The sequence below is a fragment of the Streptomyces sp. Wb2n-11 genome (assembly GCF_001049855.1).
Lineage (GTDB): Bacteria > Actinomycetota > Actinomycetes > Streptomycetales > Streptomycetaceae > Streptomyces > Streptomyces altiplanensis.
This window is the reverse complement of record NZ_CVPB01000001.1, coordinates 6,726,217-6,744,601: the sequence shown is the minus strand read 5'-3', so window position 1 is coordinate 6,744,601 and position 18,385 is coordinate 6,726,217. Positions and strand designations below refer to the sequence as shown.

Here is an 18,385-nt window from a genome sequence, read left to right as displayed (position 1 = left end):
AGCGGAACACGAGAGCGATCCACTTGCCGCTGACGGCCGTTGTCAGGCGGAGCGGCGCTGGCACCCGACGCAGCAGCGCGCGTACGGCAGGATCTCCAGCCGTTCGACCGGGATGGGCTGGGCGCATTCCTGACAGGTTCCGTAGGTGCCGTCGTCGACGCGGCCGAAGGCGGCGCCGATGTCTTTCAGTACGCGCTGCAGGGAGTCCTTCTGCACGGCCATGGGATGGTCGTCCGCCTCCCGCCCGGCCTCTTCGATCGCCTTGAGCTGTACGAGCCGCGAGTCGCGCTCGTGCTCAAGTCGCTGGCGGGCCTCGTGGGCGGTGAGGCGTTCCGGGCGGGATTCGGGTCGGGCGGTGTCGAGCGGCATGGGGTCCGGTCCTTGTCGACGGCGGTGGTGTCCGCGGGGCGCGTTCGGGGGCGGGCGGGCCGGCGGGGCGCGTGCCACGACTGCGCGGCCATGGCGACGAGCCGGCTCCGGGGTTCTTGGCCCCCACCCTGGTCGGCCCGCCCGCGGAAGGCCATCGGCCGCGGTACCCATTTGCGGGGGGCTTGAGGATGTATGCGGCCGGGGGCAGCGCGCCCGGCCGCGGGGCGCAGATGGCTGGGCCATCCCCTCGACCCGGGCCCCGGGCTGCGGGCAGGCTGGTCGTCAGGGGCGGCATGGGGCCGCCTGCCACGAGCCGGTCGCCCGGCGCGGGCCCTGTCCAGTCGTAGCCGATAGTGGTGGGGACAGTACGATCAAGGAGGCTCAACCCGCTGTGTCCCTGTTCTGGCGGATTTTCGGACTCAATGCCCTTGTCCTGGGCGCGGCCACGGCGCTGCTGCTGTGGGCGCCGGTGACCGTCTCGGTGCCGGTGCTGCTCACCGAGGCCGTGATCCTGGTCGGCGGCCTGGCCGTCATGCTGGTCGCCAACGCCGCCCTGCTGCGGATCGGACTGACCCCGCTGGACCGGCTCACCCGGCTGATGACCAGGGTGGACCTGCTGCGCCCGGGGCAGCGGCTGCCGGTGGCCGGGCACGGCGGGGTGGCCGAGTTGATCCGCACCTTCAACGCCATGCTGGACCGGCTGGAAGCCGAACGCGCCCTGAGCAGTGCCCGTGCCCTGTCCGCCCAGGAATCCGAACGGCGGCGCATCGCCCAGGAGTTGCACGACGAGGTCGGGCAGAGCATGACCGCCGTCCTGCTCGGCTTGAAGCGAGCCGCGAACCGGGCCCCCGACTCGCTGCGCCCCGAGCTGCAGCAGGCACAGGAGATCACGCGCGAGAGTCTGGACGAAGTGCGCCGGCTCGCGCGCAGACTGCGCCCCGGAGTCCTGGAAGACCTCGGTCTGATCAGTGCGCTGACAGCTCTGACCACCGATTTCGCGACCCACACCGGTCTGCGGGTCACACGTCACTTCGACTCGCCCCTGCCGTCGCTGGACCCGCAGGCGGAACTGGTGCTCTACCGGGTGGCGCAGGAGGGGCTGACCAACGTCGCCCGCCACGCCGAGGCGGAACGGGTCGAGCTGAGCCTGCGACGAAGCGCCGCCTCGGTGGTGTTGTGCATCAGTGACGACGGTCATGGGAGCGGGATCTTCCGGGAAGGCGCCGGGATGCGCGGGATGCGCGAACGTGCCCTGCTCGTCGGCGCCGCACTCGACATCGCTTCGGGCGCCGGGAAGGGCACGCGCGTGTCCCTGTCCGTACCCGCCGCCGCAATGAAGGACGCAGGACATGCCTGACAAGGAAGCTCCGATCCGGATCCTGCTCGCCGACGACCACGCCCTGGTCCGCCGCGGCGTGCGGCTCATCCTCGACGGCGAACCCGACCTCGAGGTCGTCGCCGAGGCGGGTGACGGCGCGGAGGCCATCGCCATGGCACGCGCCCACACCGTCGATCTGGCCGTCCTGGACGTCGCCATGCCGCGCATGACGGGGCTGCAGGCCGCACGGGAGCTGTCCGCGCTCCGGCCCGACCTGCGCATCCTCATGCTGACGATGTACGACAACGAGCAGTACTTCTTCGAGGCGCTCAAGGCCGGAGCCTGCGGATACGTCCTGAAGTCCGTCGCCGACCGCGACCTGGTCGACGCGTGCCGGGCGGCGATGCGCGGCGAGTCGTTCCTCTATCCGGGCGCCGTCACCGCCCTCATCCGCAACTACCTCGACCGGGCCCGGGGCGGCGAGGAGGTCCCGGACCGGATCCTCACCGCCCGCGAGGAAGAGATCCTCAAGCTCGTCGCCGAGGGCCACTCCTCCAAGGGGATCGCCGAGACGCTGTTCATCAGCGTCAAAACCGTCCAGCGCCACCGGGCGAACCTGCTGCACAAGCTCGGTCTGCGTGACCGCCTGGCACTGACCCGCTACGCCATCCGGGCCGGCCTGATCGAGCCCTGACCCCGCCCGTACCGACTGGAGAACAGCCGCTCACGCCCCGCGCCGGGCCGTGAGCGACCCGAGCCGCCGAGGAGGAGGCGCGCATGGCCCAGCTCCGCCGCGCCGCCCCCCGCAGCGGCCGTCCGCACCAGGCAGCCGCACTCGGGCTGTTGACCGTACTGCTCGCTCTCACCGGGCTCCTCACCGTTCTCGGCACCTTTGCGCCACCGTCGCAGAGCGCACCGGCCCCGCGGGCGGCCGCGGCCTCGGACGGCGGCGGCACGCACGCCGACGATCCGTGCGCCACCGTCCTCTGCGGCACGCCCGCACGGGTCTGCCGGGACACCCCGGGCGAGCGGCACGCTCCGCCGCCCGGCAGCACCCCCCTCCCCTCGTGTCCCGCGCCGCCGCGGCCCGAGCCGGGCGCACCCCTGCGGCCCGCGCCGGAGACGGCACCTCCTGAGCACACCACGCGTCACACCGGGCGGGCACCGCCGCCTCCCGCAGGCACCTGACATTCCCCCTTGTCTTCTTCCGCACCGCCCGTGGCGGCTGCGGTATGCCTGCTGGAGGCACTCTTGACGCGCACCATGCGTGTACGGGCGTTTCTCGCCCTCGCTGTTGTAGCCCTGTCGCTCTACATCGCCGCGACCGTTCCGGCCCGCCTCGGCCTCGACCTGCGCGGCGGCACCCAGATCGTGCTGGAAACCCGCGACTCCCCCACCGCCGAGGCCGACACGACGGCCACCGACCGCACCATGGAGGTACTGCGCCGCCGCGTCGACGCGCTCGGCGTCGCGGAGCCCACCATCGCCCGTTCCGGCGACGACCGGATCATCGTCGAACTGCCCGGTGTCCAGGACCCGAAGGAAGCCGCCGACGTCCTCGGCCGTACCGCCCAGCTCACCTTCCACCCCGTGCTCGGCACCGCCGAGCCCGGCCAGGAGGCGCCCAAGCCGCTTCCCAAGCGCCCGAAGGAACAGGTCCTGCCCGACGAGGAAGGGCAGCCCCTGCACCTCGGCCCGTCCGAGCTGACCGGAGCGGACGTCGACAGCGCCGAAGCCGGGATCGGCCGGCAGGACCTCGCCGGCTGGTTCGTCGGTGTCGACTTCAAGGACGCGGGCGCGGACCGCTGGGCCGAGCTGACCGGCACGGCGGCCTGCGCCCCGGCCGGTGATCCCGCGCGCCGCGTCGCCATCGTCCTGGACGACAAGGTCATCTCCTCGCCGCAGGTCGACCCCTCCGTGCACTGCCGTACCGGCATCACCGGCGGATCGACTCAGATCACCGGCTCCTTCAGCGTGGAAGAGGCCAAGGAACTGGCCCTGCTCATCAACGGCGGGGCCCTGCCGGTACCGGTCGAGATCGTCGAGCAGCGCACCGTCGGCCCCACCCTGGGGGCCGAGGCCATCCGGGCCAGCACCCAGGCCGCCGTCATCGGCACCGTGCTGACCTCGTTGTTCCTCATCGCCGTCTACCGGCTCATGGGCACACTGGCCGTCCTGGCCCTGGGCTGCTACGGACTGATCTCCTACGCCGCACTCGCCGCTCTGGGCGCCACCCTGACCCTGCCCGGGCTCGCCGGGTTCGTCCTGGCCATCGGCATGGCGGTCGACGCCAACGTGCTCGTTTTCGAGCGGGCCCGCGAGGAGTACGCCGCCCGCCGCCGCCCGAGTCTGCGCTCCGCTCTGAGGGCTGGGTTCCGCAACGCCTTCAGCGCCATCGCCGATTCCAACATCACCACCCTGATCGCCGCCGGCCTGCTGTTCTTCCTGGCCTCCGGACCCGTCCGCGGTTTCGGCGTCACCCTGGGCATCGGTGTCCTCGCCTCCATGCTCAGCGCCCTGGTGGTCACCCGGGTCCTCGCCGACTTCACCGTCGCCCGCGGCCCCGTACGACGACGGCCCCGCCTCACCGGCATCGCCGGAGCCGGCCATGTGCGCGACCGGCTCAGCCGCCGCGGTCCGGACCTGATGCGCCACCGGCGCCGCTGGCTCGCCCTTTCCGCCGCGGCCCTCGTCCTGGCCGCCTCAGGCATCGCGGTCCGGGGGCTCGACTTCGGCGTGGAGTTCACCGGCGGCAGGCTCATCGAATACTCCACCGCGGCACCCGTGCCGGCCGACCGTGCCCGCGACGCCCTGGCCGACGCCGGCTTCCCCCGCGCGGTCGTCCAGGCATCCGGGGACAACACGCTCACCGTGCGCACCGATCAGCTGTCGAACGCCCAGGAGGTCCGGATCACCGAGACGGTCGGGGGCCTCGCGGGCACCGCGGAGAAAGTCCGGGACGAGCTGATCGGTCCCAGCCTCGGCGAAGAGCTGCGCCGTGGCGCCGTCATCGCCCTCGCCGCGGCCCTGGCCGCCCAGCTGCTCTATCTCGCCGTCCGTTTCCGCTGGACCTTCGGCACGGCGGCGGTCGCCGCCATGGCACACGACGCTCTCATCCTCATCGGCGTCTTCGCCTGGCTCGGCAAGCCCATCGACGGAGTGTTCCTTGCCGCCCTGCTCACCGTCATCGGCTACTCGGTCAACGACTCCGTCGTCGTCTTCGACCGCATCCGGGAACTGTGGGCGCGCGACCGCAAGTCCCCCTTCGCCAAGGTCACGAACACCGCGATCCTGCAGACGGTTCCGCGCACCATCAACACCGGTATGGGAGCGGTGTTCATCCTGTCCGCTCTCACCCTGCTGGGCGGGGACTCCCTGACCGACTTCGCCCTGGCCCTGCTCATCGGCATCGTCGTCGGCACCTACTCCTCGATGTTCACCGCGGCGCCCCTGGCCGTCGGGCTCCACGCTCGCGGCACCCGGCCGCCCGGCAACCCCTGATCGGCGGCAGGAGCGCGGAAGCGGCCCGCTCCCGGCCGGGCACCACGCCCCGCCGGGAGCGGGGCCCCGCGGGGGAACGGGCGGCCCGCGAGCGGCGGGGCCGGCGCGACCAGGGCATCGGCACCCGCGACGGTCAGTGCGGTACGGGCGCGTCGCAGCGAGGGGGGTGTGTTTCCGCGCTGTCGGCCATACCCCTTACTCTCATTATCGATCAGTAAAACTCATGCACTACTGCCGAAGACATACGCATGCCCGGTGCTGCCACTGGGCCGTGACCAACCATCAGGACAGCGGGAAGAAGCCCGACTGCTCAAGGTGGCCGCCGGGAAGGGCCCGTTGAGGCCTGCTTTCGAGCGTGCGTTTCGAGGCGGACGGAGGCCCCGGAGTGATTACGTCACCTGGATGAGGGTGTCGTAGGGTACCGATGCTATTAACTGTCCGATGGTTCCCCCGTGTTGACGGTCGGCCTGCGGTGCTTCCCCCCTGTTCCGAGGCCGATCGAGAGGACTCCGATGTCTGAACCCCCAACTTATTCAGCGCGCCCGGAACCCAGTCGGCCCATCTCCGCGCCCCCGACGCGGGGACGGAAGAGGCACGGCAGAACGTCGGCCCAGGAGTCTGCCCCGGACTCCCGCTCGCGCTCCGTCCTGACGCGGCTCGCCGTCATACCCGTGGCAGGCATGGCAGTGGTCTCGGCTGCCACCGTCGTATTCGTCCTACTCTCTCAGGAGGGCGCTGCCGACGCCACCACTTGGGCCGTTCTCGCTGCCGCCACTGTTCTCGGCTGTGGTTTCCTGGCCCGCGCCGTGGTCGCGTCCCGTTCCGAGGCCCAGGCGCGGGCGCAGCGGTACGAGCGGCTGTACCGCACCGCCGCCGCCGGTGAGTTACACCTGCAGGCCCTGCTGCGTCGGCTGAGGAACGGCGAGCGCTTCGAGCTGCCTCCGTTCGCCCATGAGGCCCCGGCCGAAGGCGATGCGCTCGCCCGTCTCGAGTACGCGATCCAGCTCGGCCAGTGGCAGGCCGGGGCGGCTCTCGTACAGGCGGCCCGTCCTGCCGCGCCCACCGCCCAGCCTCCCCGGCCGGCTCCGGAGGGAAACCGGGCGAAGGTCGAGGTCTTCGTCAACCTCGCGCGGCGGCTGCAGTCCCTCGTGCACCGCCAGATCAAAGAACTCGACGATCTCGAGCGTGAGGTCGAAGACCCCGAACTCCTCAAGCGCATCTTCTTCGTGGACCACTTGGCGACCCGCACCCGCCGGCACGCGGAGAACGTCGCGGTGCTCGGCGGCACCGTCTCCCGCCGGCAGTGGACCCGCCCGGTGGCGCTGAACGAAGTGCTGCGTTCGGCCATCGCCGAGGTGGAGCAGTACTCCCGGGTGAAGCTCGTGCCGCCGATCGAGGGGACGCTGCAGGGCCACGCCGTCGCCGACGTCGTTCACCTGCTGGCCGAACTGATCGAGAACGCCACCGTGTTCTCCGACCCCCACACCCAGGTGCTGCTGCGCTCCCGCATCGTCACGGCCGGCCTCGCCGTGGAGGTCGAGGATCGTGGTCTGGGCATTCCCGTCGAGGATCAGGCCCGGCTCAATGAGCTGCTTGCCGACCCCGACCACATCGATGTCGGCAAGTTGCTCGCCGACGGCCGTATCGGTCTTTTCGTGGTGTCCGCGCTGGCCCGTCGGCACAGCATCCCGGTGACACTGCAAACCAACATCTACGGCGGGGTGCAGGCAGTCCTGGTGCTTCCGCACCGCCTGCTGGGCGAGGAGTCCGCCGCCGCGCCGCAGCAGGGGACCGAGACGCCGCAGCACGCCCCCGCGGCGCCAGTACAGAACCCTTCCGTCCAGGGCCCGCCGGCACCCCGGACTGCGGCCGCTCAGCAAGCGGCCTCGCAGCCGCAGCCGGAGGCCGTCGCGTGGGACCGGTCCCCCACACCGCCGCAGCACTACCGGGCTGCCGAGCCAGTGACACCGAGGAATGACATGCGCTCCTCGGATGCCGGCGCCGACGGCCGGCGGCCTCAGCTGCCCAAGCGCCGGGCACAGGAAAACCTGGTGCCGGAGCTCCGGGAGACGCCCAGGACTCGCACGACGGGGGACGAGCAGGAAGCGGAGCCCACTCCGGGACTACTGGGTGCCTTCCGGCAGGGCTGGGGCCTTGCCGATGACGCGTCCGACGGCAGTCCCGCCGACAGCGACCGCTACTAACCCCCCGAGGAAAGAGAACGCCACCGTGAGCGACATCCGTACTGGCCACGCCGACCGGCTTGACTGGCTCCTGCAGAACCTGTTGGTGAAGGTGCCGGGGACCCGGCACGCACTACTGCTGTCCTCCGACGGCCTGAAAAGGGCCGTCGCTTCCACGAAGGCCGAACACGGCGTGGATCTCGACGACAACTCGGCGGACCGCCTGGCCGCTCTGGCATCAGGGCTCAGCTCCCTCGGGCGCGGAGTCGGCCAGCATTTCGCCGACGGCGGCGAGGTGCGTCAGGTGGTGGTGGAGCTGACCACCGCATTGCTCTTCGTCTCCTCGGCCGGCAGCGGCGCCGTGCTCGCCGTGCTCGCCGGACCGAATACCGATCCCGGCACGCTCGGCTACGAGATGGGCATGCTCGTGAAGTCCGTACGTCCGTTCCTCTCCACACCTGCCCGCCAGCCGATGGGTGCACCGCCCGAGGGCAGGCTTTGAGGATGACGGACGAGCCAGACGCGCTCTGGGTCGACGATGAGGCCGGGCATCTGATCCGGCCCTACACCGTTGTCGAGGGGCGCACCCGCCCCTCGACGCACTTTGATCTTCTGACGTTAGTGCTCGCGACCGGCGCGCGGCCGCAGACCTATCTGGGGCCTGAACACGAGCAGGCCCTGGACCTGTGCGACGGCCCGATTTCGGTGGCCGAGGTGGCCGCCCACATGAGGCTGCCGGCCGTCGTCACCAAAGTACTTCTCGCCGACCTCGTGCAGCACGAGGCGCTCACCACACGGGCGCCTCGTGTCATCGAGTCGGCGGCCCTGACCGATCGAGAGACACTGGAGGCGGTGCTGCGTGGCCTACGAAAGCGGCTCTGATCCCTTTCCCACCGCCCTGAAGATCCTCATAGCCGGGGGCTTCGGGGTCGGCAAGACCACCTTCGTCGGAGCGGTGAGCGAGATCGAGCCGCTGAGCACCGAGGAGCGGCTGACCCAGGCCAGCGCCGGCACGGACAGCCTGGTCGGCGTCGAGGACAAGTCGACCACGACCGTGGCCATGGACTTCGGCCGCATCACCCTCGACAAGGACCATGTCCTCTATCTGTTCGGCACGCCCGGGCAGGAGCGGTTCTGGTTCATGTGGGACGAACTTTCCGCGGGCGCGCTCGGAGCGGTGGTCCTCACCGACACCCGCAGGCTCGAGGACTGCTTCGGCGCCGTCGACTTCTTCGAGCGGCGCGGCATCGCCTTCACGGTCGCCGTCAATGAATTCGACGGCGCCTACCACTACACCCCCGATGAAGTCCGCGCGGCCATCGACCTCAAGCCCCACGTGCCCGTCGTGATGTGTGATGCGCGCCAGTGCGCCTCAGCGACCAGCGTGCTGATCGCACTCGTACAGCACATCCTCAGCTTCGCTCCCGGGACGCCGGTGGCAGAGCCCGACCTGATGCACTGACCCTCGCTCGACGCAACCGTCCCCCTCAGCCGAACGGAACACCATGTCCCCCTCTGAAGCCGACGACCTCTCATCCGACCCGACCGGCCATCTGCGCCTGAACGCCGACGACCGCGACGCACCGGCCCGAATCGCCCGTCTGCGCGAGCTCGGCCTGCGGGGGGACAGCCCCGTCCCGGAGTTCGACCATTTCGCCCGGGACCTGGCCCACAAACTGGGTGCGCGCTATGCGATGGTCAACTTCATCGATGAGCACCGCCAGTTCTTCGCCGGTCTCTACACCCCTGATTCCGACCGCACGGTCGAGCTGGCCCCACAGGAACAGCAGGGCCAGGTCGGCCGGGAGATGGCTCTCGACTACGGCTTCTGTCCGCACGTCGTTCTGCGGCGCAAGGCGTTCCCCCTGGAAGACGTGTTCGACTATCCGAGGTTCGCGGGGAATCCGGTCGTGAACGAGCTGGGCATCCGCACGTATCTGGGTACACCGCTCATCGATCCCGTTACGGACATGCCGCTCGGGACGATCTGCGTGGTGGATACGGAGGCCCGGCAGTGGGGGTCGCGGGGCGTCGAGACCATCAAGTTCATGGCGCAGCAACTGGTCGACCGCATTCACAACGCGGAGACCCGGGGCCGGATCTGAACAAAAGGAGACGGCCGCGCTCCCCGGGAGGGGCCTGAACCAGGTGCGGGAGTCACGTGCACGGCACTGTGCCCGTAACTTTTCCCCTTCTCACATCGCGTGGCCGGCTGTCGCCAGCCGCTCCGCTTCGCGGTACTCGGGGGGCGCGGTCCGCACCAGGTGCGCCAGGCGCTCGGACCACTGGCCCTTGGCCGTTCCGAGCGCCACTTCGCCCAGACGCAGCAGCTGTACGTCCGAGGTGCCGGCGGGTGCGTAGATGTGCTGCGCGTCCCGCAGGAACCGCTCGACGGGGCGGTCGGTGAAGAGGCCCGCAGCGGCGTGGATGTTCATCGCGTCGCGGGCCGAATCGACGGCGGACTCGTAGTTGAGGTATTTCGCGTTCATGAGTTCCGCGTCGCACGGCAGCCCCTGGCCGAGCAGGTGCACGGCGTGGTAGGCGGTCAATCGCGCGGTCATGAGCCGGTGGTGCATCAGGCCCAGCTTCATCTTGATGTTGTTGAGCTCGCCGAGCGGTGCACCGTACCGCTCGCGCTCGAGGCAGAAGGCCCGGGTCTCGTCGTACACGGCCTGGTGAATGCCCAGACTGACCGCGGCGAGGTTGGCCCTGCCGTACAGGATCGAGGAGCTGTAGGCCACGGCGAGGCCCTGGCCCTCCTCACCGAGCCGGTTCGCCGCCGGCACCCAGCAGTTGTCGAACCGCAGCTCGCCGAAGGAAAATCCGTGCAGACCCATGGCGGGCATCTGCTCGGCCAGCGAGAAACCGGGGCGGTCGGACTCGACGAGGAAGGCCGACAGCCCCTTCGATCCGGGGCCGGTACGGACGACGACACCGTGCAGATCGCCCACGTGGCTGTTGCCCACGAAGACTTTCCTGCCATTGAGGAGGTAGCCGTCGCCGTCACGGACCGCGGTGGACTCCATGCCGAGGACGTGCCCGCCCGACTGCGGCTCGGTGACCGCGATGGTCGGCAGCACGTCTCCGGCGGCGATGGGCGGCAGCCAGGTCCGCTTCTGGAGGTCGTTGCCGAAGTGGATGATCTTGGCGACGCCCAGCTGGCTGGCTTGGACCATCGCCCCCATCGCTCCGCTGACACGGGCGAGCTCCTCGATGATGATGGTCTTGGCCAGGTGCCCGGCACCCATCCCCCCGTACGCCCGGTCGATGGTCGCGCCGATCCAGCCCTGCCGGGCGATCAGACGGGACAGTGGGTGCGACGCGGTGCGCGAGGCCTCCATCTCGGGTATTCGAGGCCGTACTTCGCGCTCGGCGAAGTCGCGTACTTGCCGTCGTAGGTCTTCGTGGGACTCGTTGGCGAAATAGCGTTCCACAACAAGCCTTCCTCCGCGCTTCCCCCGCGTCCAGAGGGGACGCGGAGGTCGTACGTCGGGCAGCAGTTCCCCGTCCCAGACTGGCCGACAGCAATATGATCTACAACCCGACCCTTCACAGCCAAGATCGTTTACTGTCTTTGGCCAAAATGCTACGCATTGTAGTTTGAGTCAACCTGTGCGATACGAAAGGCGTCTTGCTCACATACTGATACGCACGGTACTGAAGCTGCGTGTGGGAGAGCACAGTTGGTCCGCCTCGCCATCGGCCTGCCCACCAGGCATGTGCCCGGGAGAGCGGGGACTCGCGCAGGGCGAAAACCAGCCACCGAGGCCCGTTTCGCCGGGCGCCCATGTTTGACACCGGCACCTGTCGCATTTCGGCCGCGACTGAACCAGTGCGCACCTACACGTGCGGACGCATGGGCTGGTTCCGTACCCCCGGAACCACCCGAGGGCGTTCTCGCACTCCGAACCCCGGCGGTCAGCCGCGGTTTCCGCGGGCGGCTCCGGCGATCGCCCCTTCCCGCAGGGGCCGGAAGACGCCTGCGTCCCACCGTCGCGGGAAACGGTCGCAGACCGCCTGCCGGGCGCCGGACCGCTCGGGCCTCTCCCGCCACTGGAAGATCCGGCGTGCGGCGCCGGACAGGAACAGCCCGGCGGCTTCCCCGTCCAGGCCGAGACCGTCGAGGTGTTCCAGCGCCCGGGCGGGGGATCAGGGGGCAGCCCGTACCGATCAACGTCTTCATGCGGGTGGCGGCGGGCGGCGCAGACGCTGGTACCGATGCAGACGTCGGCGTGCTTGCCGGTCACCGGGCCCCCTTCCTCTCTGCGGCCATCAGAGGGACACGTCAGGAACAAGAGCCCTTACGGTCTGCGTGTCGGGAGGCAGCGGGCAATGATCGTTGATGCCAGGCTTTTGGGGTGTGAGGACCGTGGACGCCTCGGACAAGGGACCGGCAGCCCACGGGCACGTCAGAGGGAGCGGTTGTGGCGGACGGTGAGCGGCGGGCTGATCACCGGAGGGTGGATCGGTCGGAGGGGTTCGGCGAGCGACTGCTGGGGGTGTTGCTGGACCGGGCGCACGAGATGCCGCCGCAGCTGATCGCTCCGCTGATCGCGGAAGAGGTGGCCAGGGTGGGGGGCCGTGACGTCTCGATCCTTCTGCAGGATTACGCGCAGGAACTCCTCGTGCCGCTGCCGGGCAGAAGGCTGGTCGTGGATGAGCCGGAGGCGATCGCCGATTCACCGGCCGGGACCGCGTTCCTGCGTGCGTCCGCTGTCGAGGTGCGGCAGGCCGACGGCGTACGGGTCCATCTGCCTCTGCTGGACGGCAGCGACGAGGTGGGCGTCATGGTCCTCACCCTGGACACCGTCGATGACGACGACCGGCGCCTGCTGCGCAGACTCGCCGGCCTGGTCGCCGACATGCTGGTCACCAAACATGCCTACACGGACCGGTTCTTCCAGGCCCGGCGCCGCGAACCGATGAGCGTCGCCGCCGAGATGCAGTGGTCCCTGCTGCCACCGCTGACGATGTCCGTACCCCAGGTCGCCGTGTCGGGAGCCGTCGAACCCGCCTACGACATCGCCGGCGACAGCTTCGACTACGCCCTCAACGACAACATCCTCCATGCGGCCGTGATCGACGCGATGGGCCACGGTCTGGACGCCGCCACCATGGCGACCGTCGCCGTCGGCGCCTACCGCCACGCCAGACGCTCCGGCATCAACCTGTCCGAGAAGTACGCGTACATGGACAAGGCCATCGCCGAGCAGTTCGGACCCGACCACTTCGTCACCGCGCAGATGATGAACCTGAACGTCACCACCGGCCTCCTCCAATGGGTCAACGCCGGCCACCCGGCGCCGATGCTGATCCGCGACCACCGGGTTCACGGACGGCTGGAAGGCCCCACCACCCTGCCGGTCGGGTTCGGCGGCGAACACCCGCCCATCAGCCAGTACCAACTCCAGCGGGGCGACCGGGTTCTCTGCTACACCGACGGCGTCATCGAGGAACGCGACGCCGACGGCGAACCGTTCGGCGAGGAACGCCTCGTCCGCTGCGTCGAGGCACACCCGCACAAAGAGATCCGCGCCGCAGCCCTGTGGCTCTCCCGCACCCTGAAACAGGAACGCGGCGGACGCACCAGCGACGACTCGACCGTCTTCCTGATCGAGTGGCGCGGGGGCGCCGCCGACCATCTCGTCGTCCTCGAATGACTCTCCGTGCCGCGCTGCCCTCTGTCCCACGCCGGCGACCCGGCACGGCTCCCGGGGCAAGGAGGACGAGGTTCGGGTCGTCGAAGGGCGCGAGCCGGCTCCTGCCCCGGTGTGACCCGCCTGCTGAAGTGACGGGCACAGTCGCGCCGGGAGGGCGCCCCGCAAGTGTGCGTTCGCACGAGCGCGGGGCACCCCTGCCGATCCGGCGGGAGCGTCAGTTCCTCTCGGTTTCGAAGGTGCGCAGCACATCGGCGGCGACGCTCACGGCAATGGTCGCGGGCTCCTTGCCGGTGATGTCGGCCAGCCCGATCGGGGTCTTGATCCGGTCGATGGTGGCCTCGTCGTGACCGCCCTCGGTGGCGAGGCGTTTGCGGAACCGCACCCACTTGGCCGCCGACCCGATCAGCCCGATGGAGCCGAGATGGGTCGTGCGCAAGGCGGCGTCGCACAGCGCGGCGTCCTCGGCGTGATCATGGGTCATGATCAGGACGTGGGTGCCGCGCGGCAGATCCGCCAGCACCTCCTCGGGCAGCAGCGGCGTGTGGTGCACGTGCACCTGCGCCACCGCGTCCGCCAGCACGCCGAGCCGCTCCTCGGCGAGGAGGTCCGAGCGGCTGTCGACCAGATGGAGGTCGAGGTCCTGACGTGCCAGGATGCGCGCCAGTTCCAGCCCGACGTGCCCGACGCCGAAGACCGCCACCGCCCGTACCACCGGCAGCGGTTCGAGCAGCACCGAGACCGTGCCGCCACAGCACTGCACGCCGTGCCGGTTGGTCACCTTGTCGTTCAGGGCGAAATCGATCAGCTCCGGTTCCGGCTTGGACGCGCCGATCATCTCCCGGGCCCGGTCGATCGCGACGGCCTCGACATTGCCGCCGCCGATCGAGCCCCACGTCTCGCTCCGCCCCACGACGAGTTTCGCGCCGGCGTCGCGCGGGGCATGGCCGCGCACGGTCGCGACGGTGACCAGCACGCCGGGCTTCCGGCGTGCTCGCAGCCGTGCGACCGCGGCGATCCACGTCATGTCAGGCACCGCTCAACGCTTCCGCGTCGGTTCGGACCGTGCCGTCGACGGGTCCGTTTCCGGCGTGGCCGTTGGCGGCAGACCCGTCGCGGGCGTGGCCGTCCGGGGAGGCACCGCCCCGGCGAGCCGCCTGGATCGCCCAGTACACCGCCTCCGGCGTCGCGGGCGAGGCCAATTCGACGCCGACTCCGCTCGGCCCGAACGCGGCGGCGGCCTGCCGCAGCGCTTCCCGTACCGAGAACGCCAGCATCAGCGGAGGCTCACCCACTGCCTTGGACCCGTACACCGCGCCCTCTTCGGTGGCGTGCTCCAGGAGCGTGACGTTGAACTCCTCGGGCATCTCCGAGAAACTCGGCAGCTTGTAGGTGCTCGCGGCCTGGGTCAGCAGCCGGCCGCGGTTCGGCCCGTCACCGGCGTCCCAGCGCATGTCCTCGAGTGTCAGCCAGCCCGCGCCCTGCACGAACCCACCCTCGACCTGACCGATGTCGATCATCGGGGACAGGCTGTCGCCGACGTCGTGCACGATGTCCACCCGCCGGGTGCGGTACGCGCCGGTGAAGCCGTCCACCTCCACCTCGGCTGCGGCGGCGCCATGGGCGAAGTACTTGAACGGCGAGCCCCTGAACGTCTTCGCGTCCCAGTGCAGCCCCTCGGTCCGGTAGAAACCGGCCGCCGACAACTGAACCCGTTGGAAGTACGCGGTACGCACCAGGTCGTTCCAGGGCAGCTCCTTGTCACTGCCCAGCGTGCGCGCGACGCCCTCGACGATGCGCACGTCCGAGGCGTTCGAACCCAGCTGGGTGGCGGCCACCTGCAGCAGCCGCTCGCGCAGTTGCTCGCAGGCGTTCTTCACCGCCGCGCCGTTGAGGTCCGCCCCGGCACTGGCGGCGGTGGCGGAGGTGTTGGGCACCTTGTCGGTTCGCGTCGGAGCCAGCCGCACCTTGTGCAGCGGGATGCCCAGCGTGGTCGCGGCCACCTGCAGCATCTTGGTGTGCAGGCCCTGGCCCATCTCGGTGCCGCCGTGGTTGATCAGGACCGAGCCGTCCTTGTAGATCAGCACCAGCGCGCCGCCCTGGTTGAAGGCGGTGAGGTTGAACGAGATGCCGAACTTGAGGCCGGTGATCGCGAGTGCCCGCTTGGTGTTCGGGTGCGCGGCGTTGAAGGCGGCGATCTCGCGCTTGCGATCGGCGATGCCGGCGTTGTCCTTGACCTGCTCCCAGACGGCGGAGATCCGTTCGGGCTGGACGACCGGCTGTCCGTACGGCGTCGAATGACCCCGCCGGTAGAAGTTGCGCTCCCGCAGCTCCATCGGGTCCAGGCCGAGCAGGGGCGCGCACCGGCCCATGATGTCCTCGATCACCAGCATGCCCTGCGGTCCGCCGAAGCCGCGGAAGGCGGTGTTGGAGACCTTGTTGGTCTTGGCGATGCGGCCGGTGATGCGCGCGTTGGGGATCCAGTAGGTGTTGTCGATGTGGCACAGCGCGCGGGCCACCACCGGCTCGGACAGATCCAGGCTCCAGCCGCCGTCCGCGGTCAGGGTGGCGTCCAGGGCCTGGATGCGGCCGTCGGCGTCGAAACCGATCTTCCACTGGGCGTGGAACCCGTGCCGCTTACCGGACATGGTCAGGTCCTGGGTCCGGTTGAGCCGCAGCCGAACCGGCCGGCCGGTCAGCTTGGCGCCGAGCGCGGCGACGGCCGCGAACCCGTGCGGCTGCATCTCCTTGCCGCCGAAGCCGCCGCCCATCCGCAGGCACTGCACGGTCACCTCGTGGCTGTGCAGACCGAGCACGTGCGCGACGATTTCCTGGGTCTCCGAAGGATGCTGGGTGCTGCTCTGGACGAACACCTGCTCGGCCTCGTCGACATGGGCCAGTGCCGCGTGCGTCTCCAGGTAGAAGTGCTCCTGGTCGGAGAACTGGAACTCGCCGGTGAACACGTGCGCGGAGTCGGCGAAGCCGGCGTCGACGTCGCCGGTCAGCATCGCGGGCCGGGCGCCGTGAAAACTGCCCGCCGCGATCGCGTCCCGCAACATGATCAGGGAGGGCTGTTCGTCGAGTTCCACCTCGACGGCCGCCGCCCCGAGCCGGGCCGCTTCCAGGGTCTCGCCGAGCACCCAGGCGACCGCGTGGCCGTGGAACATGACCTCGTCGGGGAACAGCGGTTCGTCGTGCTTCATCCCGGCGTCGTTGACGCCGGGCACGTCGGCACCGGTCAGTACGCGGACCACACCGGGCACGGCGAGCGCGGACTCGGTGCGCAGCGCGGTGATCCTGCCGTGGGCCTTCATGACCTGGACCGGGTAGGCGTGCAGCACGTCCTTGGTGCGATGGACCAGGTCGTCGGTGTAGAGCGCGGCGCCGGTGACGTGCAGGACGGCACTCTCGTGCGGCATGCGGACGCCGACGACAGGCTTCTCGGGGCGATCGGACAGATGACTCATGAAGGCACCGCCTCGGTGGTTCGCGCGTACAGCTTCAGCAGGCTCTGGCCGAGCATCGCGGAGCGGTACTCGGCGCTGGCGCGGTGATCGTTCATCGGCGTGCCCTCGCCCCGCAGCACCTGGGCCGCGGCCTCGACGGTCTCCGCCGCCCATGGCCTGCCCTCCAGGGCCGCCTCGGTGGCGAGGGAGCGGATCGGGGTGGCGGCCACGCCGCCCAGGCCGATGCGTGCCGTGCGGACGATCCCGTCCTCGACGTCGAGCGCGAAAGCGACTGCCACGCTGGAGATGTCGTCGAAGCGCCGCTTGGCGATCTTGTGGAAGGCCACGACCGGCGACAGCGGCAGCGGGACGCGCACCGCGCGGATCAGCTCGTCTGGACGGCGCACGCTCTGCCGGTAGCCGGTGAAGTAGTCCGCGAGCGGGACCTCGCGCTCGCCGTCGGCGTCGGCAAGTACCACCGATGCCTCCAGCGCGAGCAGTACCGGCGGGCTGTCGCCGATGGGAGAGCCCGTACCCAGGTTGCCGCCGAGGGTCGCACCGTTGCGGATGAGCCGGGAGGCGAACTGCGGGAACAGCTCCGCCAGCAGCGGGACACGGCCGTCGAGGCGGCGTTCGATCTCGGTGAGCGTCAGCGCCGCCCCGATCTCGATGGAGTCGGATCCGACACGCAGCTCCCGCAGTTCGGGCAGCCGGTCGACGGCGACCACGCAATCCGCCCGGCGGGAACGGATGTTCACTTCCACACCCCAGTCGGTGGAGCCGGCGACCACCACCGCGTCGGGCCGCTCGCGCAGCAGCTGGAGCGTTTCGGTGAGGGTGCTCCTCCGCAGGAACGCGGCGTCTTCCCGGGTGTACGCGGTGGCGACCGGTGCGGGCGGGGACTGCTCACGACGCTGTGCCAGCGGGTCCTCGTCGGTGGGCGTACCGACGGCGAACGCGGCATCGCGGATCGGGCGGTAACCGGTGCAGCGGCACAGGTTGCCGCTCAGCGCGTGCAGGTCGAAACCGTTCGGACCGTGCTCGGCGTCAGCACTGCCGGCCGGCTCCGCGTTGTCGGCCAGGTTCGCGCCGTCGGCCGGGTCCGGGTGCGCGCAGCGGTCGGGCCGGTAGTACTCGGCGGCCATGCTGCAGACGAACCCCGGTGTGCAGTAACCGCATTGGGAGCCGCCGCGAACCGCCATCTCCTCCTGCACGGGGTGCAGGGTGGGCTGCTTGCCGGGTTCGCCGGCGGTGGCGAGACCTTCGGAGGTGATGACCTCCTGACCGTCGAGCGCCGCGACCGGGACCAGACAGCCGTTGACCGCCACCCAGTCGGTGGGCTTGTTCACCCCGGGACGGGCCACCAGGACCGAGCAGGCGCCGCATTCACCCTCGGCGCAGCCCTCCTTGGTGCCGGTGAGACCACGCTCGCGCAGGAAATCCAGCACGGTGGTGTGGGGCGCGGCCGGTGAAATGGGTGTGTCTTTCCCGTTGACCGTGATCCGCGCCGCTACCACGACATGCCTTCGTTCCGGTGCGCGATCGGTCGATTCATCATGTTCGCCAATTTCAGGCAGCTTTCTGTGTTCAGACGCGCCACGTGAGAGAAGCGGGCGCAAAACGGCACGCAACAGCGACGTGCCGGAAAATGGTGAGGGGAAACCCGAAGCGTGCCACGAAGGGGCACATCAGAACGGCGTGCTCAGCAGCCGTGTGCGATTCGACCCGGAACCCAGACCGTATTGCGGGCGAGGCGACCGAGATCAGAGCTGGTGTACATCCGCTGGTCGCCTCCTTCCGGTAGTCATGGATCGGCGTCTACCGCAAAGTAGTGGCCGGGGTCACCGAGGTCAAGAGGTGGCCCTCGGTCTTTCGAGAACCGATCGGATCCGAGGCTGGTGCCCCGGCGCC

15 protein-coding genes are annotated in these 18,385 nt (G+C 70.0%); 10 read left to right on the top strand and 5 right to left on the bottom strand.

Going from position 1 to position 18,385, the window contains the following annotated elements; genetic code table 11:
* Nucleotides 1-42: 42 nt before the first annotated feature.
* Entirely contained in the window at nucleotides 43-369 is a 327-nt protein-coding gene (locus tag BN1555_RS30850) for a TraR/DksA C4-type zinc finger protein (RefSeq protein ID WP_093802429.1), read from the bottom strand.
* A 391-nt stretch (nucleotides 370-760) separates the two neighbouring features.
* Between BN1555_RS30850 and BN1555_RS30845 the strand changes: the two genes are divergently transcribed.
* The 9 genes from BN1555_RS30845 (at nucleotide 761) to BN1555_RS30805 (ending at nucleotide 9,476) form a co-directional block, all read left to right on the top strand.
* The gene (locus BN1555_RS30845) at nucleotides 761-1,726 is read left to right on the top strand and encodes a HAMP domain-containing sensor histidine kinase (protein ID WP_093802428.1); all 966 of its coding nucleotides are present in this window, start codon (nucleotides 761-763) and stop codon (nucleotides 1,724-1,726) included.
* Nucleotides 1,719-2,381, top strand: coding sequence for a response regulator (locus tag BN1555_RS30840; protein WP_093802426.1), 663 nt, complete (start codon nucleotides 1,719-1,721; stop codon nucleotides 2,379-2,381). Before BN1555_RS30845 ends, BN1555_RS30840 begins: the two co-directional genes overlap by 8 nt.
* Before the next feature lie 83 nt (nucleotides 2,382-2,464).
* On the top strand, nucleotides 2,465-2,875 hold the full coding sequence (locus BN1555_RS30835) for a hypothetical protein (RefSeq protein WP_093802425.1): 411 nt from the start codon (nucleotides 2,465-2,467) through the stop codon (nucleotides 2,873-2,875).
* 63 nt (nucleotides 2,876-2,938) lie between these two features.
* Nucleotides 2,939-5,188, top strand: a complete 2,250-nt coding sequence (secD, locus tag BN1555_RS30830) for a protein translocase subunit SecD (RefSeq protein ID WP_255306272.1) — start codon at nucleotides 2,939-2,941, stop codon at nucleotides 5,186-5,188.
* 680 nt (nucleotides 5,189-5,868) lie between these two features.
* Nucleotides 5,869-7,392 carry a sensor histidine kinase gene (locus BN1555_RS30825; RefSeq protein WP_255306464.1) on the top strand — a complete coding sequence of 508 codons (1,524 nt, stop codon included), beginning with the start codon at nucleotides 5,869-5,871 and terminating at the stop codon, nucleotides 7,390-7,392.
* Between the two features lie 25 nt (nucleotides 7,393-7,417).
* On the top strand, nucleotides 7,418-7,873 hold the full coding sequence (locus BN1555_RS30820; RefSeq protein WP_255306271.1) for a roadblock/LC7 domain-containing protein: 456 nt from the start codon (nucleotides 7,418-7,420) through the stop codon (nucleotides 7,871-7,873).
* A 2-nt stretch (nucleotides 7,874-7,875) separates the two neighbouring features.
* The gene (locus BN1555_RS30815) at nucleotides 7,876-8,253 is read left to right on the top strand and encodes a DUF742 domain-containing protein (protein ID WP_093802419.1); all 378 of its coding nucleotides are present in this window, start codon (nucleotides 7,876-7,878) and stop codon (nucleotides 8,251-8,253) included.
* The gene (locus tag BN1555_RS30810) at nucleotides 8,231-8,833 is read left to right on the top strand and encodes a GTP-binding protein (RefSeq protein WP_093802418.1); all 603 of its coding nucleotides are present in this window, start codon (nucleotides 8,231-8,233) and stop codon (nucleotides 8,831-8,833) included. The genes BN1555_RS30815 and BN1555_RS30810 overlap by 23 nt, the downstream gene beginning before the upstream one ends.
* A 43-nt stretch (nucleotides 8,834-8,876) precedes the next feature.
* Nucleotides 8,877-9,476 carry a GAF domain-containing protein gene (locus BN1555_RS30805; protein WP_093802417.1) on the top strand — a complete coding sequence of 200 codons (600 nt, stop codon included), beginning with the start codon at nucleotides 8,877-8,879 and terminating at the stop codon, nucleotides 9,474-9,476.
* A 90-nt stretch (nucleotides 9,477-9,566) separates the two neighbouring features.
* Here the strand turns inward: BN1555_RS30805 and BN1555_RS30800 are convergent, their stop codons facing one another.
* Nucleotides 9,567-10,805: an acyl-CoA dehydrogenase family protein gene (locus BN1555_RS30800; RefSeq protein WP_093802415.1), complete on the bottom strand. Its 1,239-nt coding sequence runs from the start codon at nucleotides 10,803-10,805 to the stop codon at nucleotides 9,567-9,569.
* Nucleotides 10,806-11,795: 990 nt separating this feature from the next.
* Between BN1555_RS30800 and BN1555_RS30795 the strand changes: the two genes are divergently transcribed.
* Nucleotides 11,796-13,031: a PP2C family protein-serine/threonine phosphatase gene (locus tag BN1555_RS30795; protein ID WP_176710184.1), complete on the top strand. Its 1,236-nt coding sequence runs from the start codon at nucleotides 11,796-11,798 to the stop codon at nucleotides 13,029-13,031.
* 214 nt (nucleotides 13,032-13,245) lie between these two features.
* Here BN1555_RS30795 and xdhC read toward each other — a convergent pair whose 3' ends face one another.
* From xdhC to BN1555_RS30780, 3 genes are read right to left on the bottom strand one after another with little or no spacing between them, the layout of a single operon-like run.
* Nucleotides 13,246-14,055, bottom strand: coding sequence for a xanthine dehydrogenase accessory protein XdhC (gene xdhC / locus BN1555_RS30790; RefSeq protein ID WP_093802414.1), 810 nt, complete (start codon nucleotides 14,053-14,055; stop codon nucleotides 13,246-13,248).
* 1 nt (nucleotide 14,056) lies between these two features.
* Nucleotides 14,057-16,495: a xanthine dehydrogenase molybdopterin binding subunit gene (xdhB, locus tag BN1555_RS30785; RefSeq protein WP_093802413.1), complete on the bottom strand. Its 2,439-nt coding sequence runs from the start codon at nucleotides 16,493-16,495 to the stop codon at nucleotides 14,057-14,059.
* A complete protein-coding gene (locus tag BN1555_RS30780; protein ID WP_093802411.1) occupies nucleotides 16,492-17,991 on the bottom strand; it encodes a xanthine dehydrogenase small subunit in 1,500 nt (499 codons plus the stop codon). Before BN1555_RS30780 ends, xdhB begins: the two co-directional genes overlap by 4 nt.
* Between the last annotated feature and the right edge of the window lie 394 nt (nucleotides 17,992-18,385).